This window comes from Flavobacterium sp. Root186, from assembly GCF_001428525.1.
GTDB lineage: Bacteria > Bacteroidota > Bacteroidia > Flavobacteriales > Flavobacteriaceae > Flavobacterium.
Genome location: NZ_LMHW01000010.1, coordinates 251,008 through 269,342 on the forward strand (window position 1 = coordinate 251,008; position 18,335 = coordinate 269,342).

The window sequence follows — 18,335 nt, forward strand, 5'->3', positions numbered from 1 at the left end:
CAATGGGAATTATTGATAAACTAAATAAAGATTTTGAAAGCCGTGTCAGATTGGGTATTATGTCCGTTCTGATGGTTAACGACTGGGTAGACTTTACCGAGATGAAAACGCTTTTAAATATTACCGATGGTAATTTAGCAAGTCATTCTTCGGCGTTGGAGAAATCTGAATATATTGAAGTTAAGAAAGAATTTGTTGGTAAAAAGCCAAAAACATCTTATCAGGTAACGCCGCTTGGCCGCGCAGCGTTCAAAGAACATCTTTCTTATCTCGAAAAATTAATGAAATCCTAATAACTATATTTTTTTACCTAAAAACTTTGAATTACAAAGTACTTTTAAAAATTAAAATCATGAAAAAACATCAAATTATTTTAGCTTGTACAGCGGTTTTTATACTGCTTTTTTACAATGAATCTGTGGGAATCAATATTTCTATTTTTGGAGTAATACTTACTCTGTTAATTAGTTATTTCTTTCAGGAAAAGTTTGTCAATAGATCTCATTTAGTTTTGGTAATGACTTCTATTTTGTCTTGTTTCGCCTTTGCGTGGTATGGAGACGCCGCTTCGTTTTTTGCTTTAGCATTATCGATTCTGTTTTTACAATTTAAAACACAGGATGGAGAACTTAAAATCGTGCAGATTTTTCCCTTAATATTCCTAAACGGAATCACTACAGTAGGACGTGTTTTTATGTTTAGCCAATGGCTTCCTGAACGAAAAATACACAATGACTTTGCTAAGAAACTAGTAGCGTTTGTAATCATTCCGTTAATATTTCTTGGATTATTTTTTATTGTTTATTCTTTCGGCAGCAATCATTTCTCTTCCTTATTCACCGATTATACATTAGATATTAATCTGCCTCAATTAATTGCTATGTGTATTTTAGGATTTTATATCTCGTTCAGTTTTTGGAATTACTGGGTTCCGGATATTTCTTATCAGTTCAACCCAAAACTGGATAATGAATTTACGAATATCTCTGAAGTAAAAAATCAAAGTACATTCTCATTTTTAGATTTGGATTTTGAAAGAAAGAGCGGAGTAATAACGTTGCTTCTTCTAAATGTTATGCTGTTAATTTTCATAGGAACATACAATTACGAACAGTTTTTTGAAGTAGTAGAAAAAACAAACTTAAGCTCAGATACACACGAGCGTGTAAATGCAGTAATATTCTCAATTTTAATGGCTGTTGGCGTAATCTTATTTTACTTTAAAGGCGGTTTTAATTTTGATGAAAAAGCCACCACATTAAAAAGACTAGCGAAAGTGTGGATTGTATTAAACGTAACTTTAATTATTAGTGCAATTATTAAAAACTCAGAATACGTTTCTTTTTACGGCTTAACATATAAACGTCTCGGAGTTTATGCATTTTTAATTCTGGCTATTATTGGTTTAGTTTATTCTTTCCTGAAGATTACGAAACAAAAAACAAATGCTTATTTAGTAAATCAAATGGTTTGGTATTTCTATGCCACAATATTAATATGCAGTTTTGTAAACTGGGGTAATCTGATTACTAACTATAATATTTCTGTCAATAAAGGTGTAGAGCCAAAATTTTTAAGCGGATTAAACTTTAATGATGATACACGAAGAGAATATTTTTTAAAAAATAATTTAGACGGAAAATATCCAGAAGCGGTAAGAGAAGAACTGATTTCGAATTATCAAAACGCCAACTTTTTATCAAAAGCTTTGTATTATGAATTTTTAGATAATAAGAATAAATAAAAATAAAAGTCCCATTTGTAATTTCAAATGGGACTTTTATTTAATTGTTATCACCTCTTTTTCTAAATCGGGGATCATGTTTTGAAATAAATGTTGTTCTTCGATTAGAACTTTGACTAGGAGTTTCAACTTTAGGGAAACTTGCTTCTTCCGTTTTGCTCGAAGGCTCAATTAACTGATTTAATTCTTTAATTTCAGCATCGGTTAAATCGCGGTAACGCCCAACCGGAACATCCAAAGAAATATTAATAATTCGGATACGTTTAAGCGCCGTTACTTCATAACCCAAATATTCAGACATTCTTCTAATTTGTCTATTTAAACCCTGAGTCAGAATTATTTTAAAAGTGTATTTGCTGATTTGCTCTACTTTACATTTTTTGGTAACAGTATCCAAAATCGGGACACCATTTCCCATTCGTTGTATAAAACGATCTGTAATTGGTTTGTTTACCGTAACAGTATATTCTTTTTCGTGATTGTTTCTGGCACGTAAAATCTTATTTACGATATCACCGTCATTGGTCATAAAAATCAATCCTTCACTGGCTTTATCCAATCTTCCGATAGGAAAAATACGTTTCGGATAATTAATATAATCCACAATATTATTTCGAACTTCTAAGTTGGTGGTACATTCGATTCCAACAGGTTTGTTGAAAGCCAAATAAATCATTTTTTCGTGCTTTTCCACGATTAATTTTCCGTCTATGCGTACTTCATCATCTGGCGAAACTTTGGTTCCCATTTCCGGCACAGCGCCATTTATTGTTACACGTCCTTCTTCAATTAATTTATCGGCTTCACGACGAGAACAATAACCCGTTTCTCCAATAAATTTATTAAGACGTTTAAGATTTTCTTCCATACTGCAAAAGTAGCTAAAATTTAGGACTTCTTAGATTGTTAGACTTCTTAGAATTTTAGATTTTGATAAGCAAAACTTAGAACCTTGGCAACTCAGAACCTAAAAAATACTTTGTTCCTATGAACCTCTGTACCTTTGAACCTTTTTAAGAGTCATGAAAAATCGAACTATCTTCTGGAGTTTCTTTTCTTTCGAACATTCCATAGTCACGAACAACAGTGGCGATTCTTAAATGATAATCTTTAAAAACTTCGTTTCTTCCTTTCGCCTGTGCAGCGCGATGCATTTCCAGATTTCTCCACTGTTGAATACTTTCTTCGTCTTTCCAAAAAGATAAAGACAAAACTTTCCCGGGATCAGTAAAACTCTGAAATCGTTCTATGGAAATAAACCCTTCAATATGGTCTAATTCAGGTCGCAGACTTGCAGCGATATCAAGATATTCTTCTCTTTTTCCTTCATTAGGAATAACTTCAAAAATTACGGCTATCATTTTAATTATGGATTTTAGATTTCAGATTTTAGAAAAAACTTAGAACCTTAGCAGCTCAGAACCTATAAAAACTCTTTGCCCCTTTGAGCCTTTGTTACTTTGAACCTTCAAAAAGAAACTCAATTACCTTTTGATACAATTCATCGTCATGCATTCCGTGACCCAAGCCTTTGGTTTCAATAAATTGACTGTTTTTCCAATTGCTTGCTATTTTTTTTCCTTCTTCAAAAGCAACGATTTTATCTGAAGTATCATGCGCAATAAAACCAGGAATAGTAAATTGAGATGCAAATTTTTGTCCTGAAAAATCTTCTAGTTTAAAGTTGAAGCGATTTATGAATTTACTTTCTAAAAGAGGCAGCATTTTGGTGTTCAGACTCAGCATTGAAATGTAATTATCAATCAAAGTTTTTAAATCTGAAGGAGCGCCAAGAATAACCATTTTGTTTATACTCGTATTAGGAAATAAATACTGATGATAAACACAGGCAGCACCGCCAATAGAATGTCCAATAATAATTTCAGGCTGATATTTTTCAACTGCTTTATTGATGAATTCTGCATATAACGGAACATTAAATTCTCTTCCGCTGCTTTGTCCGTGTGCGGGAGCATCAATAGCGATAATGGTACTTCCGGATTTTTGAAGATGTGGCAGTGTTTTTTTCCAGCGCGAAGCATTACTCTCCCAGCCGTGAACCAGTAAAATTTTGGTTTCATTTCCTTTCCAGATATAGGTTTGAAAATGATGTTCGTTATGATGAAAAGTTTCTGTTTCTGTATTTCTTAAAACTTTTGGAAGTGTTTCTTTTTGCAGCCTTCCAATTCTAGGCTGGCTAAAAAGTGCATAAGAAAGTTCAAGAGCTTTTTGCGGACGCACATAACTCAAAAAGTTAATATAAGATCCAACTGATTTTAATGTAATAAAACGAATACCTTTTTTAATTCCCAAAACTTAAATTTTATTTTAGTAAAGGTAAAAATATGATTCGAAACTTGCTAAAAATGTTTTGCCACAGATTAAAATGATTTAATATCATAATCTTGAGATGGTTCAATCTGTGTAAATCATTTTAATCTGTGGCAAAAATAATTGCAAAAAAAAGTCCCGATTAAATCGGGACCGTTTATTTAGAATTTTGAGAACAATTGTTCCATTTTTTCTTTTTCTTCTTCAGCTAATTGAGTGTCAACTAAAATTCTTCCAGAGTGCTCATCAGTAATGATTTTTTTTCTTGAAGCGATTTCTACCTGAGTTTGTGGCGGAATCGTAAAGAAAGATCCTGCAGAGGCACCTCTTTCGATAGAAACTACAGCTAATCCGTTACGAACACTGCTTCTGATTCTGTTGTAAGCAGCTAATAATCTGTCTTCGATTTGAGCTGAAAATTCAGCTGATTTCTCAGATAAGAAGATTTCTTCTTTTTGAGTTTCAGCCATAATAGCATCTAATTCAGATTTTTTATGTTTTAAATGAGAGCTTTTAGCATCAAGTTTTTCTTTTAAATTAGAAATAACTTCTTTTTTGTGCTCGATAGAAGCTTTCATTTCTTTGATTTGCTTTTCAGCCAATTGAATTTCTAATTCCTGAAATTCAACTTCTTTTGTCAAAGAATTAAATTCTCTGTTGTTACGAACTGATTCTTGTTGTTTTGTGTATTTCTTGATAACCTCTTTATGCTCCTCAATAGCAATTTTCTTTGCTTTGATTTGCTCCTCAATCACTTCAAGTTCACTTTTCAGTTTCTCTGAACGAGTGCTCAAACCTGCAACTTCATCTTCTAAATCTTCAACCTCTAAAGGAAGTTCTCCTCTAACGTTTCTGATTTCGTCAATTCTAGAGTCAATAAGCTGTAAATCATATATTGCTCTTAACTTGTCCTCAACACTTAATTCTTTCGTATTCGTCATATTCTATAAGTACTTAACTGGATTTGTATTTTCTTCCGATAAAATGATCGCAAAATTAAGAATTTTTTTTCGAAGATAATCAACAATATAGTTTTTTGTATAGCGTTCACTCTCAAAATGACCAATATCGGCCAAAAGTAACTTGTTTTCTGCCTCATAGAACTGATGATACTTTAAATCAGCAGTTAAAAAAGCATCGGCTCCAGCCTGAATTGCATTTTTTATGGCGAAGCTTCCCGAACCTCCCAGAACAGCTACTTTTTTTACTTTTTTTCCTGTAAAGGCAGAATGACGAATGCCGCGCGCAATCATAATTTCTTTTACGTAATGAAGAAACTCTTTTTCATCCATTTCATTCTCCAATTCCCCAATCATTCCTAAACCAATATTTTGATGCGAATTTTGAAGATCGTAGATTTCATAAGCCACTTCTTCATAGATGTGATTCGTTAAAAGCGCTTTTAAAATTTTAGATTGTAAATGTTTCTCAAAAATTACTTCGATTTTTATTTCTGTGCCGGTATGTAATTTTCCTTTTTCTCCAATTGTTGGATTGCTTTTTTCATTTCCTTTAAAAGTAAAAAAGCCTTCAGAATTAAAACTGCAGTTGTCATAATTTCCAATTGTTCCGGCACCGGCTTCAAACATAGCATTTCGAACTTTTTCAGCATTTTCAGGAACGGTGTAAGTAACTAATTTTTGTAGAAATTGCTGTTTTGGAATTAAAATTTTGGTATTTATTAAGCCTAAAGCATTACAGAAAATGTTATTAACTCCATGCGAATGATTGTCTAAAGCGGTATGAACGGCATAAATAGCAATATCATTTTTAATTGCTTTTAAAATAGCACGCTCGACATAGTTTTTGCCGGTAATTTTTTTAATTCCGGAAAATAAAATAGGATGAAAGCAAATTACGAGATTGCAATTTTTAGTTATTGCTTCTTCGATTACATTTTCTAACGCATCATGACAAACTAAAACTCCGGAACTTTCGTTTTCCGGATTTCCAACTAAAAGTCCAACATTGTCAAAATCTTCTGCATAGGCAAGAGGAGCCATTTCTTCTAGTACGGTTATGATGTCTTTGATTTTCATTTTTTGTTTCAAGTTTTTTGTTTACTTCATCAGTTCGGCTTTCAGCCTCGAGTCAGGTTTGAAGTTTTTCAACTATTAAACCTAAAACAAATTAACGAAAAAAATTATACTTTCGTAAAATGAACTTACTTCGAAAAATACTTTTCCCATTTGCCATTTTATACGGATTCATTACGAGTATTCGCAATTTTCTTTTTGATAAAGGAATTTTAAAATCAACATCTTTTGATATTCCGGTTATTGCAGTTGGAAATTTAAGCGTAGGCGGAACTGGTAAAACTCCGCAAATTGAATATTTGATTCGTTTATTATCGGATAAATATAACGTGGCAACTTTAAGTCGCGGTTATAAAAGAAAATCGGAAGGTTTTGTTTTGGCAGATGCAGCTTCAAATGCTGAAATTTTGGGCGATGAACCTTTTCAATTTTACCAAAAATTTCCAAATGTTCAGGTTGCAGTTGATGCCAATCGAACAAACGGAATTACACAATTACTTTCGCAAAAAAATAAACCACAGGTAATTTTATTGGATGATGCTTACCAGCACCGAAAAGTAAAAGCTGGGTTTTATATTTTGTTAACTTCTTACGGAGATTTATATGCAGATGATTTTATACTGCCAACAGGAAATTTAAGAGAAAGCCGAAGCGGGGCTAACAGAGCAAATATTGTTGTGGTTACTAAATGCCCAAATAATCTATCGGAAGAAAAACAAGCCGGAATTAGATTGAAATTAAAATTAAGCTGTTCACAGCACATCTTTTTTACTTTCATAGATTATGATACTGTAATTTATGGTGAAAATGAAAAAATTACTGTTGGCGAAATTAAATCAGAATCAAAACTTCTTTTAGCAGGAATTGCAAAACCAAAACCATTTTTTGATCATTTGAAAAATGAAAATGATGAATGTTTGACTTTTCCGGACCATCATCATTTTTCTGAAGCCGATTTAGATTCAATTCTAAATAAAGCCAGCGGAAGAAAAATTATTACAACCGAGAAAGATTATGTTCGTTTAAAAGATTCAAAATTGGTTTCTCAATTGTATTATCTGCCAATAAAAAGCACATTTATCAATCACCAGCAAAATTTTGACGTTTCAATTTTACAGTATATAAAAGAAAACTTAGAACCTTAGTATCTCAGTAACTTAGAACCTAAAAAAATCAATCAAAAAACCTAGCAATTGTACTGTAAAATTCGTCAGGAACAAAAGGTTTTGTAATTACATCGTTCATTCCAAAAGATAAAAGCATATCTCTGTTTTCGTCAAGCGAAATAGCAGTCAGGGCAATAATTGGAGTTGTTTTATCGAAGTCTCTTATTTGCTGTGTTGCGGTGGTTCCGTTAATTCCAGGCAAATGAACATCCATTAAAATCATATCAAAACGTTTTACTTTTAATAGTTCAACCGCTTCTTCGCCATTATCGATAATTTCACAGCTAATCATTTTATTTTCAAGCATTTTACGCGTAATCATTTGATTGATTTTGTTGTCTTCAATCAGTAAAATTGACTTGTGTTTTAATTGTTTGTCGTTGTATGGTTTTTCTTCTGTAACAGCTTCCAAAGGTTCGTTATTAATTTTAAAATTTAATTTGAAAGTAAAAGTTGATCCTTTGCCAACTTCACTTTTTAGTTTGATTTCACCACCTAAAAGCTCGATTAACTTTTTAACAATAGTAAGACCTAATCCTGTGCCGCCGTATTTTCGATTCACTTCAATAGAACCTTGAGAAAAACTTTCAAAAACGGTTTGCAGTTTGTCTTCGGGAATGCCAATTCCGGTATCAACTATCTCAAAATAAACGGTTGCATTTTCATCTTCCTGTGCAAATAATTTAGCAATTACATTTACATTACCGTTTTGAGTAAATTTTAAAGCGTTGTTAATTAGGTTTAATATAATTTGAGATAATTTGGTTGGGTCGCCAATTAAGTTGTCTGGAATAGCATCGTCTATTTCAAGATTGAAATAGTTTTTATTAGCCGTTGCCAATTCTTTTAAGGAGCTTTGAATGTTGAAAAGCAATTCTTTTAAATTAAAACTAATATTTTCAATTTCAACTTTAGTGGAATCAATTTTATTAATTTCAAGAATTTCGTTTATAAATGTAGTAAGATAATTTCCGGAGAATTTTAGTGATTCTAAGTATTTTAACTGTGCTTTTTTCGGATTATCTTCAAGAAGTAAATGTGTGATTCCGTTAATTGCATTTAAAGGTGTCCGCAGTTCGTGACTTACAGTCGATAAAAACTCCGATCTTGCTTTTGAAGCTTTTTCGGCTTTGTTTTTTGCCAGGATAAGTTCTTTGTTTTTCTCTCTTAAAAGTAAATTATTCTGATTACGAATAATGTTGTTTTTATATAAAGCCAAACTCAAAAGAGATAAAATCGAAATTAATGCAATCGCCAAAATACTGACTAATTTAGAATATCGATATGTTTTTAGCTGGATTTTTTCTTCGCTTTCCCGCTTAAGCGTGTTGTTTAAATTCTGATTTTTTTTGAATTTTTGAAATTCATTAAAATCTATTTTTGCGTTTTTTAATTTTAGAATATAATTTTCTAATTGATAATGTTCATCTAAGTAAGAATAAGCTAAATCAAAATTTTTGTTTTGTTTATAGTATTGACTTATCGCTAAAGTTATTTTTGATTTTTGCGTTAGGTTATTTGTTTTCTCAGTATAATCAAGCGCTTTTTCAAAATAAATCATAGCAGAATCATTCCGTTTAAGCTGTGCCTCAATTAATCCAAGTTGATAATAAGAATCACTTTTGGTTTCTAAGATCAATGGATTATCTGGTTTTCTGATAATTTTGCGAAAAGTTTTGGTCGCTTGATAAAAATTTTTATTTGTTTTAAATGCAATTGCTTTTTGATAGTCTAAAATTTCAGAGCTATCAACAATGCCCAGTTGTTTCAAAAGTTTTTGAGCTTTTGCATAATAAATATCAGCGGTTTTGTAGTCACCTTTTGCGGTATTTACAGCACCAATATATTGTAATGCTAAGATTTTAGTGCAATTTGGTTTTACACTGTCAAATGAAGAAACACTTTTGTGAAAGTTTTTTAACGCTTCGTCATACTTCCGCTGGTTGTAGTAAATTTTTCCAAGTTTAAAAGTTTGGTTGGCTAAATTTTCAGGGATGTTATTGGTCTCACAAAAATCAATTGATTTTTTAGTGTAAAAAACAGCCTCATTGTACTCTTTACTATTAAGTTTTTTATTTGCCAGTTTATTGTAATAGGAAATACTATCTGTATTCTGTTTGGTTTGAGAATACAAAAATGAATTAAATAAACAAACAACAGATAAAAGATAGTACTTCATGTATGGCAGTGCATTTACAATGAATTCTTATGTTTTCCTTATCAGTAAAATCAAATCAATTAATCTTGATGAATAGCCAATTTCATTATCATACCAACCCACAACTTTAACCATTTTGTCAATGACAGAAGTTAATTGTGCGTCGAATAAACACGAATGTGTATTGCCAATTATATCAACAGAAACGATAGGATCTTCTGTGTAATCTAGTATTCCTTTTAAATTTGTTTTTGAGGCTTTTTGAAATGCAATGTTAATTTCTTCAATAGTAACAGCACGTTTAACATTGAACGTTATATCTGTCAATGAACCATCGGGAACCGGAACACGAATGCCGCAGCCTCCAATTTTCTCATGCAATTTAGGAAAAATTTTTGTTAATGCCTTAGCTGCACCTGTAGTTGTTGGAACAATTGACTGACTTGCACCTCGCGCGCGGCGTAAATCCTTATGCGGCTGGTCGTGAAGACTTTGATCTGTGGTAAAAGAATGTATAGTTGTAATGTATGCTTGCTCAATTCCGCACAATTCTTCAATGATTTTTATCATCGGAGCGGCATTATTTGTTGTACAGCTTGCATTTGAAACGATATTTTCTGTTCCGTCTAATATATTTTCATTAACTCCAAGAACTACTGTTTTAATAGTATCAACTTCTGATGGTGCAGAAAGTATCACTTTTTTTGCTCCGGCTTCAATATGTGCATTTAATTCTTCATGCGTTTTATACTTTCCGGTCGATTCAATTACAAAATCTATCGAATGGCTTTTCCAGTCTAAATTTGAAATGCTTTTTTCGTGAAAAAATAAAAAATGTTTCTCGTTTACAATAATTCCTGTTTCATCATAACTTACAACAAAAGGCAGAACTCCATGTATACTATCGTATTTTATTAAATGCGACATTGTTTTATTATCTGCAATATCATTAATTGCAACAACTTCAATTTCAGGATGATTTATAAGAAGGCGGAATAAATTTCTTCCAATTCTTCCAAAACCATTAATAGCAATTCTTGTTTTCAATGTTTTGTTTATTTGTTTACTTGTTTAACCGTTTAATCGGTTTGACAATTAAACGATTAAACAAGTAAACTTTTTATAAAATATGTTTTTGTGCTTTGTATGAAGAACGAACAAGCGGTCCGCTTTCTACATGACGGAATCCTAATTCAAGACCAAATTTTTCATATTTGGCAAATAATTCAGGAGTAATAAATTCCTTTACAGGCAAATGCTTTTTACTTGGCTGCAGGTATTGGCCAATAGTAACAACATCAACATTTGCGTTGCGTAAATCTCTCATTGTCTGGTAAACTTCTTCTTCAGTTTCGCCAAGACCAAGCATGATTCCGGATTTGGTTCTGTTTATTCCTTTTTCTTTCAAATAGCGTAAAACTTCCAAACTACGATCATATTTTGCCTGAATACGAACTTCGCGTGTTAAACGACGAACGGTTTCAACATTATGAGAAACTACTTCAGGATTTGCTTCAACAATTCTGTCAATATTTCTTTCAATTCCCTGAAAGTCCGGAATCAAAGTTTCAAGAGTAGTGTTTGGGTTCATTCTACGGATTGCTTTTACAGTTTCAATCCAAATGATAGAACCTCCGTCTTTTAAATCATCTCTGTCAACACTTGTAATTACAGCGTGTTTAATATTCATGATTTTTATAGAGCGGGCTACTTTTTCGGGTTCGTCCCAATCTACCGTTTCCGGGCGTCCGGTTTTAACACCGCAAAAACCGCAGGAACGGGTGCAGACATTTCCTAAAATCATGAAAGTTGCTGTTCCTTCTCCCCAGCATTCTCCCATATTTGGGCAGCTTCCAGAGGTGCAGATAGTATTTAAGCTGTATTTGTCAACTAAACCACGTAGTTCAGTATATTTTTGTCCAATTGGTAATTTTACCTTTAACCATTTCGGTTTTGCAGGCGGTATGTTTTCAATGACTGTTTCCATATATCATAAATCTGAATACAAAGATACGGAATGTTGTTTATTTGATGATTTGTTTGAAGGTTATTTTGAAGACCTCAACTTTTGTCTTTTATCTGTCCAATTGAAGATTATTTTGACATGAAGTTAAAAAACTGATTTTTGTGAGGTAAAACTGTTTTATATTGTGTTTTTTATGTGCATTTTAAAACTTCACATATTAATATTCATAGTTGATTGATTATTACTTGTTTAATTTTTATATCTTTAATTGTTATAAAATAAACTTAAAAGAATTTATTTTGAAGTTTTATTTGTAATACATTTGGTGTTAAATTGTAAATTGAATTAGACATGAAAAAGAAAATTATCGCATTAAGTATTTTGTTTGCCGCTTTTGGTTTTACAAAAATAAATGCACAGATTAATTTTGGAGAAAAAGCGATAGGAGCAGTTCAAAAAGGTGTAACGGCTTTTACATTGACAAATGCAGATGCTGCAGCATTGTCTAAGGAAGCGGTTAGAAAATTAGATTCTATCAATCAAGTAGCAGGACCAAACGATGGTTATACTTTGCGATTAAACAGAGTTTTTGGAAAACATACGGCAGGTGATGGTTTTACTTTAAATTATAAAGTATATAAAGTAAAAGAAGTAAATGCCTTTGCAACCGCTGACGGAAGTGTTCGTGTATATTCAGGATTAATGGATATTATGGATGATAACGAATTATTAGCTGTAATTGGTCACGAAATTGGCCACGTTGCTAATAATGATTCAAGAGACGCAATGCGTGCGGCTTACCAAAAAGAAGCGTTAATTGATGGTGCATCATCACAATCTACTAAAATATCAGCAGTAACAGACAGCCAGTTAGGAAAAATTGGAAGTGCTTTAATCGATAGTAAACACAGTCGTAAACAAGAAACAGAAGCTGATTTATATTCTTATAATTTCTTAAAGAAAAACGGTTATAATGTAAATGCCGAAGAATCTGCTTTTAGAATTTTAGCTAAAATGAGTGAAGGAGCAGAAGCTTCATTTATTGATCAAATGATGAGTTCACATCCTGATTCTAAGAAAAGAGCGGATGATGCAAAAGCAAGAGCTGAAAAAGATGGAGTTTATAAGCCATACGTTCAGCAAAAAATTGATAATACAGTTCCGGTAGTTAAAAAGACAACGAAAAAAACGACTACAAAGAAAGCTGCAACAAAGAAAAAATAGTTTTTGATATAATGTAAAAACGGCAAATCTTAGATTTGCCGTTTTTTTTGTTTTATAAATTAACCTAAAACATGATGTGCCAAAACTTTTTGAACATCGTATACGTTTACAGATTTATTAAATTGTTTTACAATACTAGGATTTAATTCACTAGAAACCCAGATTTTCAATTCTGCATCAAGGTCAAATGTTCCCGCAGTTTCTACACTAAAACGAGTAATGCTTTTGTAAGCAATAGATTTATATTCAGTTTTGCTTCCTGTTAATCCCTGAACGTCAACCAAGATTAATCTTTTATTTGTGAAGATAAAAGTATCACGAATAAGTTTGAATCCCATTTCAATTTCTTCGTTATCTGTCAAAAGCTGACCGTATTTTTTAAGCAAATCTTCCTGACTTACTGTACCGGCATTGCCCATAAGAGCTGAAAATATTCCCATTATATTGTTTTTAAAAGTTGATTAATTGTCTTTGAAATATCTTGTAAAAATAAGTAAAATGCAGAATAAAAAAGTTTCTAACCATTAAGAGATTAAGAAAAATTAAGCTGAAGTTTATTTTTAGCCATAAAAAAAGCAGAACCTAAATTCTGCTTTTCTTTTTCTATATTTTATTTTTTATTCAGTTTGTCCTGTTTGTATTGTTATTGGAAGATTGTACGCCGTACGAACCGGTTTTCCAGCTAATATACCCGGAGCCCATTTTGTTTTTAATGATTTTAAAACTCTAACAGCTTCTTTTCCCATTCCGTATCCTGGATCGTTTTTAACAATAATGTCAGTCATTGTACCGTCTTTTTCGATTACAAATGAAATATATACACGTAATGTTTTCTCTGCATCCAATTCTGGTTTTGTAAAGTTATTTCCAACATAAGTGTAAAACTTTTTAATTCCTCCAGGGAACTCTGGTAATTTGTCAAGATCTTTCGTAGTTATAATATTAGTTCCATTATCAACAAGAGGTGGATCTCCTATTTCTCCGCCAGTATTTCCAGGTAATACATTTGTACCAGGTCCATCTGTTCCTACTGCATTGTCTACATGAGGAGTGTTGTCCACGTTAGCTGCGATAGTTTGTGTTGCCTGATCTGTAGGTACTATAACCGGATTTGTTAATTGACTTGACGTTATTGGTGCTGCCGGTGCGGTTGATTGCACTGGAGGGGCAATAGGTTGAGTCGTTTTTGGTTTTACAATGTTCGGAAGTACAATTGGTGTAATCGGACAAGAAATTACAGTAGGCTCTGGAATATTTTTATGTGTTCTAAATTTATTAAGCAACATCGACAAACTTCCTAAGGCTGTTATTAACAACAAGGCCATAAATAATGCCGTAACTGTTGTTTTAGAATTTTCCTGGCGTAATTGGTACGCTCCGTATTCTTTGTTTTTGTTTTCGAAAACAAGATCGATCCACTTGTTTTCATAGATGCTTAATTTAGTCATGATTTTTGGATTTTAAGGTTAAGTAACTTTAAATCATACGCGATAGTGAATTGGGTTTAAGCAAACAACGTAGAAGTTGTTGTTTTAGTGTGTGAATAAATTATTTTTTTAAGAAAAAATATGATTATATCTTATTCTTTTTCTAAAGATAATAAATTATCTGTTACGTTCGATAATTTCTGCCAGTAATTTTTTAGCACGAAGTAATTTTACTTTTACGTTGCTTAGAGGCTCATTAATTTTGTCAGCAATTTCCTGATAGGACATTTCCTGAAAGTAACGAAGGTGTATTACTTCCTGATAATGGGGTTTTAATTCTTTGATGCATAAAAGCAAACGGGAGAGGTTTTGCTCTTTAATTAAAGCATCTTCTGCAGATGGCGTAGTGTCGGCAATATTGTATGCCTGTTGGTCTTCAGTATCAGTGATTTCTATAAAAAGATTCGTTTTCTTTTTACGTAATAAATCAATATAAACGTTTTTTGCAATGGCAATTAACCAAGTGTTAAACTGAAATTCGGGATTATAAGATCCTATTTTATCAAAAGCTTTTGAGAAAGTTTCAATAGTAATGTCTTCTGCAGTGGTTTCGTTTTCTGTACGTTTAAGCATAAAGCCATAAACTTCATTCCAGAAATAATCTAATAAAAAAGTAAAGGCGACCTGGTCACCTTTTTTTGCTTTTTCTATTTTAGAATTTATTTCCAATATACAGGTTTTGAAAAAATATTAGTTATAAAGATATTAATTTGTGTTATAATAAGCACAATTTCTAATACTGGAAACCAAATTTTAATATCGTTTTCTTTAAGTTTTCCTGCAGAAAAACCAATTACAGTCCAAACCACAGTATAACGTGTTGCTAAAATTGCTACAACAGTAATCCATTGAAATTGAAAAGCCAGCAAAATTATAACTGATAAAAAGAAAAATAATTGTGAAAAAAAGAAAAGTCCTAATTGAAATTTATCAAAAAACTTATAATGTTCAGCCGTAGAAACGTGTCTTCTTTTTTGTGTAAACCAGTCTTTATAAGATTCTTTTGGTTTTGAATACGTAAAACTTTCAGCTGTATGCGATATTGTTGTATTCAATTTGTTGGCAGCCTGATTGATAAATAAATCATCATCGCCCGAACGAACCTGAATATGATCAATAAAACCATTTACGTTAAAAAATTCATCTTTTTTATAAGCTAAATTTCGCCCAACTCCCATATATGGAAGTCCTGCTTTTGCCCAGGAAAAATATTGAACAGCGGTTAAAATTGTTTCAAAGCGAATAATTTTATTCAATAAAGAATTTTCTATTTTTTCATAACCTCCGTAACCCAAAACAATAGTTTTCTCTGTAGTAAATTGTGACGTCATTGATGTAATCCAATCTTTTGAAGTTGGATAACAATCTGCATCTGTAAAAAGTAAGTATTCTTTTTTTGCTGCTTTGATTCCTAAGGTTAAAGCGTATTTTTTATTTCCCCAAAAAGCTTCATTATTTTCAACTTTAACCAGGCGAATGTTCGAATATTTTTGCTCAAATTCTTCAAAAACTTCAAGCGTTTCATCACTTGATGCATCGTCAATTAATACAATTTCAAAGTCAGGATAATTTTGTTCTGCCAATAACGGGATAAATTTCTTTACGTTTTCTTCTTCATTTTTTGCACAGACAATAACAGAAACCGGAATATTTTTTGGGGTAATATCCTGAGGTTTAGCAAAAGCAAATTTCCCAAAAATTCCTAAATAATAGAAAAGTTGAATAAAAACAATAGCAATAAAAAAGTAAAGTAAAATTATAAGCATATGGTTTTAATGTCTGTTAATGTTTCAAATTTTGCGAGAACAAAGGTAGTTATGAATTCCTAATTTTCAATGTTTAATATCAATTTACTTTCGGCACTTTGACATTTCTTTTGCAATAGCAATAGACTGAGGGTTTTCTGTTTTTTCCAGTTCTGAAATTATATTTTTATAATTGTGATCATCTCGGTTTTGAGACAGTTTTCGGGTAGCCTGAATTTCATCAATTTCTATTTCAAAACCAAAGATTCCTCTGGCTTCACGCATGATTTTTTCAGATAAATTTTCAACACGAACAGGATTTTCAGAATCTGCCTCGTATTTGTCAACAAGCTTTTTTAGCTGTTCTACAGTTGAGCTGTAATCTACAATCTTAATTCTTCCGTAAACATGTACAGCTATATAATTCCAGGTTGGAACATTTTCATGATCGTACCAAGAAGATGAAATGTAACTATGCGGTCCTGTAAATACAGCCAAAACCTGATCATTTTCTGCAAAACCTTCAGCTTGCGGATTCAGTTTTGAGATATGCCCCTGAAGAATTTCTTTTCCATCAGCATTAATTTCCAATTCTATCGGAATATGAGTTGCACATAATTTTCCGTTAGTCTGATTGATCAGAATTCCAAAACTATTCTCTTTTAAAAAAGTTTTGATTGATTCCGGATCTTCATCTTTATATAGTTCAGGTGTGTACATTTTATGAATTTATTTTCAAGATTTCTTGTTGCTGAATTCATCTCAGCATCACAATGAATTCTTGAAGTTTCCAAAACGAAGATAAAGATTTACCGATAATTCAAAGATACTTTCTATAACTTTTTCGGTTTTTGATGTTGTTAATTTATAGAGAAGAATTTTTAATTATTATTTTAAATTTTAGCTCATTTTTTTTGAGTTCAAATAGATTTGAATTACGCTTACATATAAAATAGCAACTCCAATAAAAGTAAAAATCACTCCTTCGACCAAACATTGTGTTCCAAAATCATCAGAGCAAAAGGTTCTGATGGGACGAAATAATTGAGATATTATTTCCTTTCTGAAAAACTTAAGTCTTAAGAGAATATATAATACAATTGCCACTATAATTGTATTTAGAGATGAAAGTTTACTCTTCCAATTTACAAAAGCAAGTATACAAATTCCTATTAATGAACCTAAAAATATCCAAACGTATACACTAGGCCAAAAATTAAAAACGCCTTCATTTGTAGGTAATAATTTGTTCCAATATTGTGAATGTTGATATTGTGAATGTGTTTCTGCCCAGATGATTTTTTCAGATACGGTGTAAAATCTAAGCTGCAGAATACCATTTATAAGGAAAATCATTCCGAATATTTGGAGTAAAATAACTTTGATATTTAATTCTTTCATTAAGGTTTGGTTGGTAAGCTAGTAAAGGCTGAGTTTTTTTTAAATCACATTCACTTCGGCTTCAATTTGAATGCCAAAGATTTCGAAAACGGTTTGCTGTACTTGTTTTGAAACATCTAAAATTTCCTGACCAGTAGCATTTCCGTAATTTACTAAAACCAAAGCTTGATTTTTATGAACTCCGGCATCGCCAAAACGTTTTCCTTTAAAGCCTGCCTGTTCAATAAGCCATCCGGCAGGAACTTTTACTTCGGTTGGAGAAACCTCGTAAAACTTCATCTCAGGGAATTTTTGATGAATTTTTTCAAAATCAGATTTCAATAAAATGGGGTTTTTAAAGAAACTGCCGCTGTTTCCTAATTCTTTAGGATCAGGTAACTTGCTTTGCCTGATAGCAATTACAGCATTGCTTACATCTTTTAAAGTAGGTTCAGAGATATTGTTTTTAGCCAATTCAGCTAAAATATCTCCGTAAGATGTATTGATTTTATGATTGTGTTTTGTCAATTTATAGATTACCGAAGTGATAATAAATTGATTTTTTACTTCATGTTTAAAGATGCTTTCACGGTAGCCAAAATTACATTCGGTATTAGTAAAAGCTTTTATCTCCTGCGTTTCAATATTTATTGCTTCGCATGAAACAAAAGTATCTTTGATTTCAGTTCCGTAAGCGCCAATATTCTGGACTGGAGTTGTACCGACATTTCCCGGAATTAAAGACATATTTTCTAATCCGCCAAAATTATTGTCGATTGTCCAAAGAACAAAATCATGCCACGTTTCACCAGCCTGACTTTCAACCCACACAAAATCATCATCTTCTTTAATGATTTTTTTTCCTTTTAAATCGATATGAATGACCAAAGCATCAATATCCTTTGTTAAAAGCATATTGCTTCCTCCGCCAAGTATGAATTTTTTCTCGTTTTTGTTTTCCTCTAAAATAGTTTTCAGTTCTTCAACAGAATGTACAGCAACAAATTTTTTGGCTTTGGCTTCTATGCCGAAAGTATTGTAGTTTTTTAAAGAAAAATTGGATTGGATTTGCATAGGTAAAAAAGCTTTTTAATCTGA

The 18,335-nt window shown here is 31.9% G+C and carries 19 protein-coding genes; 4 read left to right on the forward strand and 15 right to left on the reverse strand.

From position 1 onward, the window contains the following. Nucleotides 1–2 precede the first annotated feature (2 nt). Both ASD98_RS04770 and ASD98_RS04775 read left to right on the forward strand, forming a co-directional pair. The gene (locus ASD98_RS04770) at nt 3–293 is read left to right on the forward strand and encodes a transcriptional regulator (RefSeq protein WP_053472423.1); all 291 of its coding nucleotides are present in this window, start codon (nt 3–5) and stop codon (nt 291–293) included. A gap of 59 nt (nt 294–352) precedes the next feature. Further along, nucleotides 353–1,744: a DUF4173 domain-containing protein gene (locus ASD98_RS04775; protein ID WP_056200908.1), complete on the forward strand. Its 1,392-nt coding sequence runs from the start codon at nt 353–355 to the stop codon at nt 1,742–1,744. A gap of 40 nt (nt 1,745–1,784) precedes the next feature. Here ASD98_RS04775 and rluF read toward each other — a convergent pair whose 3' ends face one another. From rluF to ASD98_RS04800, 5 genes are all read right to left on the reverse strand, one after another. After that, entirely contained in the window at nt 1,785–2,612 is an 828-nt protein-coding gene (gene rluF / locus ASD98_RS04780) for a 23S rRNA pseudouridine(2604) synthase RluF (RefSeq protein WP_056200910.1), read from the reverse strand. A 145-nt stretch (nt 2,613–2,757) separates the two neighbouring features. Continuing rightward, on the reverse strand, nt 2,758–3,105 hold the full coding sequence (locus tag ASD98_RS04785; protein WP_056200913.1) for an antibiotic biosynthesis monooxygenase: 348 nt from the start codon (nt 3,103–3,105) through the stop codon (nt 2,758–2,760). A gap of 94 nt (nt 3,106–3,199) precedes the next feature. Further along, the gene (locus ASD98_RS04790; RefSeq protein ID WP_056200916.1) at nt 3,200–4,057 is read right to left on the reverse strand and encodes an alpha/beta fold hydrolase; all 858 of its coding nucleotides are present in this window, start codon (nt 4,055–4,057) and stop codon (nt 3,200–3,202) included. A 179-nt stretch (nt 4,058–4,236) separates the two neighbouring features. After that, on the reverse strand, nt 4,237–5,016 hold the full coding sequence (locus ASD98_RS04795) for a zinc ribbon domain-containing protein (RefSeq protein ID WP_056200919.1): 780 nt from the start codon (nt 5,014–5,016) through the stop codon (nt 4,237–4,239). A 3-nt stretch (nt 5,017–5,019) separates the two neighbouring features. Next, nucleotides 5,020–6,114, reverse strand: a complete 1,095-nt coding sequence (locus ASD98_RS04800; RefSeq protein ID WP_056200921.1) for a Nif3-like dinuclear metal center hexameric protein — start codon at nt 6,112–6,114, stop codon at nt 5,020–5,022. A gap of 119 nt (nt 6,115–6,233) precedes the next feature. Here ASD98_RS04800 and lpxK point away from each other — a divergent pair, with 119 nt between their 5' ends. Then, nucleotides 6,234–7,256: a tetraacyldisaccharide 4'-kinase gene (gene lpxK / locus ASD98_RS04805; protein WP_056200923.1), complete on the forward strand. Its 1,023-nt coding sequence runs from the start codon at nt 6,234–6,236 to the stop codon at nt 7,254–7,256. Between the two features lie 28 nt (nt 7,257–7,284). Here lpxK and ASD98_RS04810 read toward each other — a convergent pair whose 3' ends face one another. From ASD98_RS04810 to lipA, 3 genes are all read right to left on the reverse strand, one after another. Beyond that, entirely contained in the window at nt 7,285–9,456 is a 2,172-nt protein-coding gene (locus ASD98_RS04810) for an ATP-binding protein (RefSeq protein WP_056200927.1), read from the reverse strand. Between the two features lie 27 nt (nt 9,457–9,483). Next, nucleotides 9,484–10,482, reverse strand: coding sequence for a type I glyceraldehyde-3-phosphate dehydrogenase (gene gap, locus ASD98_RS04815; RefSeq protein ID WP_056200929.1), 999 nt, complete (start codon nt 10,480–10,482; stop codon nt 9,484–9,486). A gap of 73 nt (nt 10,483–10,555) precedes the next feature. After that, nucleotides 10,556–11,422: a lipoyl synthase gene (gene lipA / locus ASD98_RS04820; RefSeq protein WP_053472411.1), complete on the reverse strand. Its 867-nt coding sequence runs from the start codon at nt 11,420–11,422 to the stop codon at nt 10,556–10,558. Between the two features lie 330 nt (nt 11,423–11,752). On the opposite strand from lipA, the gene ASD98_RS04825 reads away from it, so the two are divergent. After that, nucleotides 11,753–12,625: a M48 family metalloprotease gene (locus ASD98_RS04825; RefSeq protein WP_056200934.1), complete on the forward strand. Its 873-nt coding sequence runs from the start codon at nt 11,753–11,755 to the stop codon at nt 12,623–12,625. Nucleotides 12,626–12,684: 59 nt separating this feature from the next. Here the strand turns inward: ASD98_RS04825 and ASD98_RS04830 are convergent, their stop codons facing one another. The 7 genes from ASD98_RS04830 to murB all read right to left on the reverse strand — a co-directional run bounded on the left by ASD98_RS04830 (nt 12,685) and on the right by murB (nt 18,311). Continuing rightward, entirely contained in the window at nt 12,685–13,065 is a 381-nt protein-coding gene (locus tag ASD98_RS04830; RefSeq protein WP_012022332.1) for a PH domain-containing protein, read from the reverse strand. Nucleotides 13,066–13,242: 177 nt separating this feature from the next. Further along, entirely contained in the window at nt 13,243–14,073 is an 831-nt protein-coding gene (locus ASD98_RS04835) for an energy transducer TonB (RefSeq protein WP_056200935.1), read from the reverse strand. 156 nt (nt 14,074–14,229) lie between these two features. Next, on the reverse strand, nt 14,230–14,781 hold the full coding sequence (locus ASD98_RS04840; RefSeq protein ID WP_056200936.1) for an RNA polymerase sigma factor: 552 nt from the start codon (nt 14,779–14,781) through the stop codon (nt 14,230–14,232). After that, a complete protein-coding gene (locus ASD98_RS04845; RefSeq protein ID WP_056200941.1) occupies nt 14,772–15,878 on the reverse strand; it encodes a glycosyltransferase in 1,107 nt (368 codons plus the stop codon). The genes ASD98_RS04840 and ASD98_RS04845 overlap by 10 nt, the downstream gene beginning before the upstream one ends. Before the next feature lie 84 nt (nt 15,879–15,962). After that, the gene (locus ASD98_RS04850) at nt 15,963–16,577 is read right to left on the reverse strand and encodes an FMN-binding negative transcriptional regulator (RefSeq protein WP_056200943.1); all 615 of its coding nucleotides are present in this window, start codon (nt 16,575–16,577) and stop codon (nt 15,963–15,965) included. Nucleotides 16,578–16,757: 180 nt separating this feature from the next. After that, on the reverse strand, nt 16,758–17,258 hold the full coding sequence (locus ASD98_RS04855) for a hypothetical protein (RefSeq protein WP_056200945.1): 501 nt from the start codon (nt 17,256–17,258) through the stop codon (nt 16,758–16,760). A gap of 39 nt (nt 17,259–17,297) precedes the next feature. Continuing rightward, on the reverse strand, nt 17,298–18,311 hold the full coding sequence (gene murB / locus ASD98_RS04860) for a UDP-N-acetylmuramate dehydrogenase (protein WP_056200947.1): 1,014 nt from the start codon (nt 18,309–18,311) through the stop codon (nt 17,298–17,300). Nucleotides 18,312–18,335 lie beyond the last annotated feature (24 nt).

Excerpts from the sequence above, each read along its gene's own strand:
- ASD98_RS04770 (WP_053472423.1), top strand. The coding sequence starts at position 3 with ATGGGAATTATTGATAAACTAAATAAAGATTTTGAAAGCCGTGTCAGA.
- ASD98_RS04775 (WP_056200908.1), top strand. The coding sequence starts at position 353 with ATGAAAAAACATCAAATTATTTTAGCTTGTACAGCGGTTTTTATACTG.
- rluF (WP_056200910.1), bottom strand. The coding sequence starts at position 2,612 with ATGGAAGAAAATCTTAAACGTCTTAATAAATTTATTGGAGAAACGGGT.
- ASD98_RS04785 (WP_056200913.1), bottom strand. The coding sequence starts at position 3,105 with ATGATAGCCGTAATTTTTGAAGTTATTCCTAATGAAGGAAAAAGAGAA.
- ASD98_RS04795 (WP_056200919.1), bottom strand. The coding sequence starts at position 5,016 with ATGACGAATACGAAAGAATTAAGTGTTGAGGACAAGTTAAGAGCAATA.
- ASD98_RS04800 (WP_056200921.1), bottom strand. The coding sequence starts at position 6,114 with ATGAAAATCAAAGACATCATAACCGTACTAGAAGAAATGGCTCCTCTT.
- lpxK (WP_056200923.1), top strand. The coding sequence starts at position 6,234 with ATGAACTTACTTCGAAAAATACTTTTCCCATTTGCCATTTTATACGGA.
- ASD98_RS04810 (WP_056200927.1), bottom strand. The coding sequence starts at position 9,456 with ATGAAGTACTATCTTTTATCTGTTGTTTGTTTATTTAATTCATTTTTG.
- lipA (WP_053472411.1), bottom strand. The coding sequence starts at position 11,422 with ATGGAAACAGTCATTGAAAACATACCGCCTGCAAAACCGAAATGGTTA.
- ASD98_RS04825 (WP_056200934.1), top strand. The coding sequence starts at position 11,753 with ATGAAAAAGAAAATTATCGCATTAAGTATTTTGTTTGCCGCTTTTGGT.
- ASD98_RS04830 (WP_012022332.1), bottom strand. The coding sequence starts at position 13,065 with ATGGGAATATTTTCAGCTCTTATGGGCAATGCCGGTACAGTAAGTCAG.
- ASD98_RS04835 (WP_056200935.1), bottom strand. The coding sequence starts at position 14,073 with ATGACTAAATTAAGCATCTATGAAAACAAGTGGATCGATCTTGTTTTC.
- ASD98_RS04845 (WP_056200941.1), bottom strand. The coding sequence starts at position 15,878 with ATGCTTATAATTTTACTTTACTTTTTTATTGCTATTGTTTTTATTCAA.
- ASD98_RS04850 (WP_056200943.1), bottom strand. The coding sequence starts at position 16,577 with ATGTACACACCTGAACTATATAAAGATGAAGATCCGGAATCAATCAAA.
- ASD98_RS04855 (WP_056200945.1), bottom strand. The coding sequence starts at position 17,258 with ATGAAAGAATTAAATATCAAAGTTATTTTACTCCAAATATTCGGAATG.
- murB (WP_056200947.1), bottom strand. The coding sequence starts at position 18,311 with ATGCAAATCCAATCCAATTTTTCTTTAAAAAACTACAATACTTTCGGC.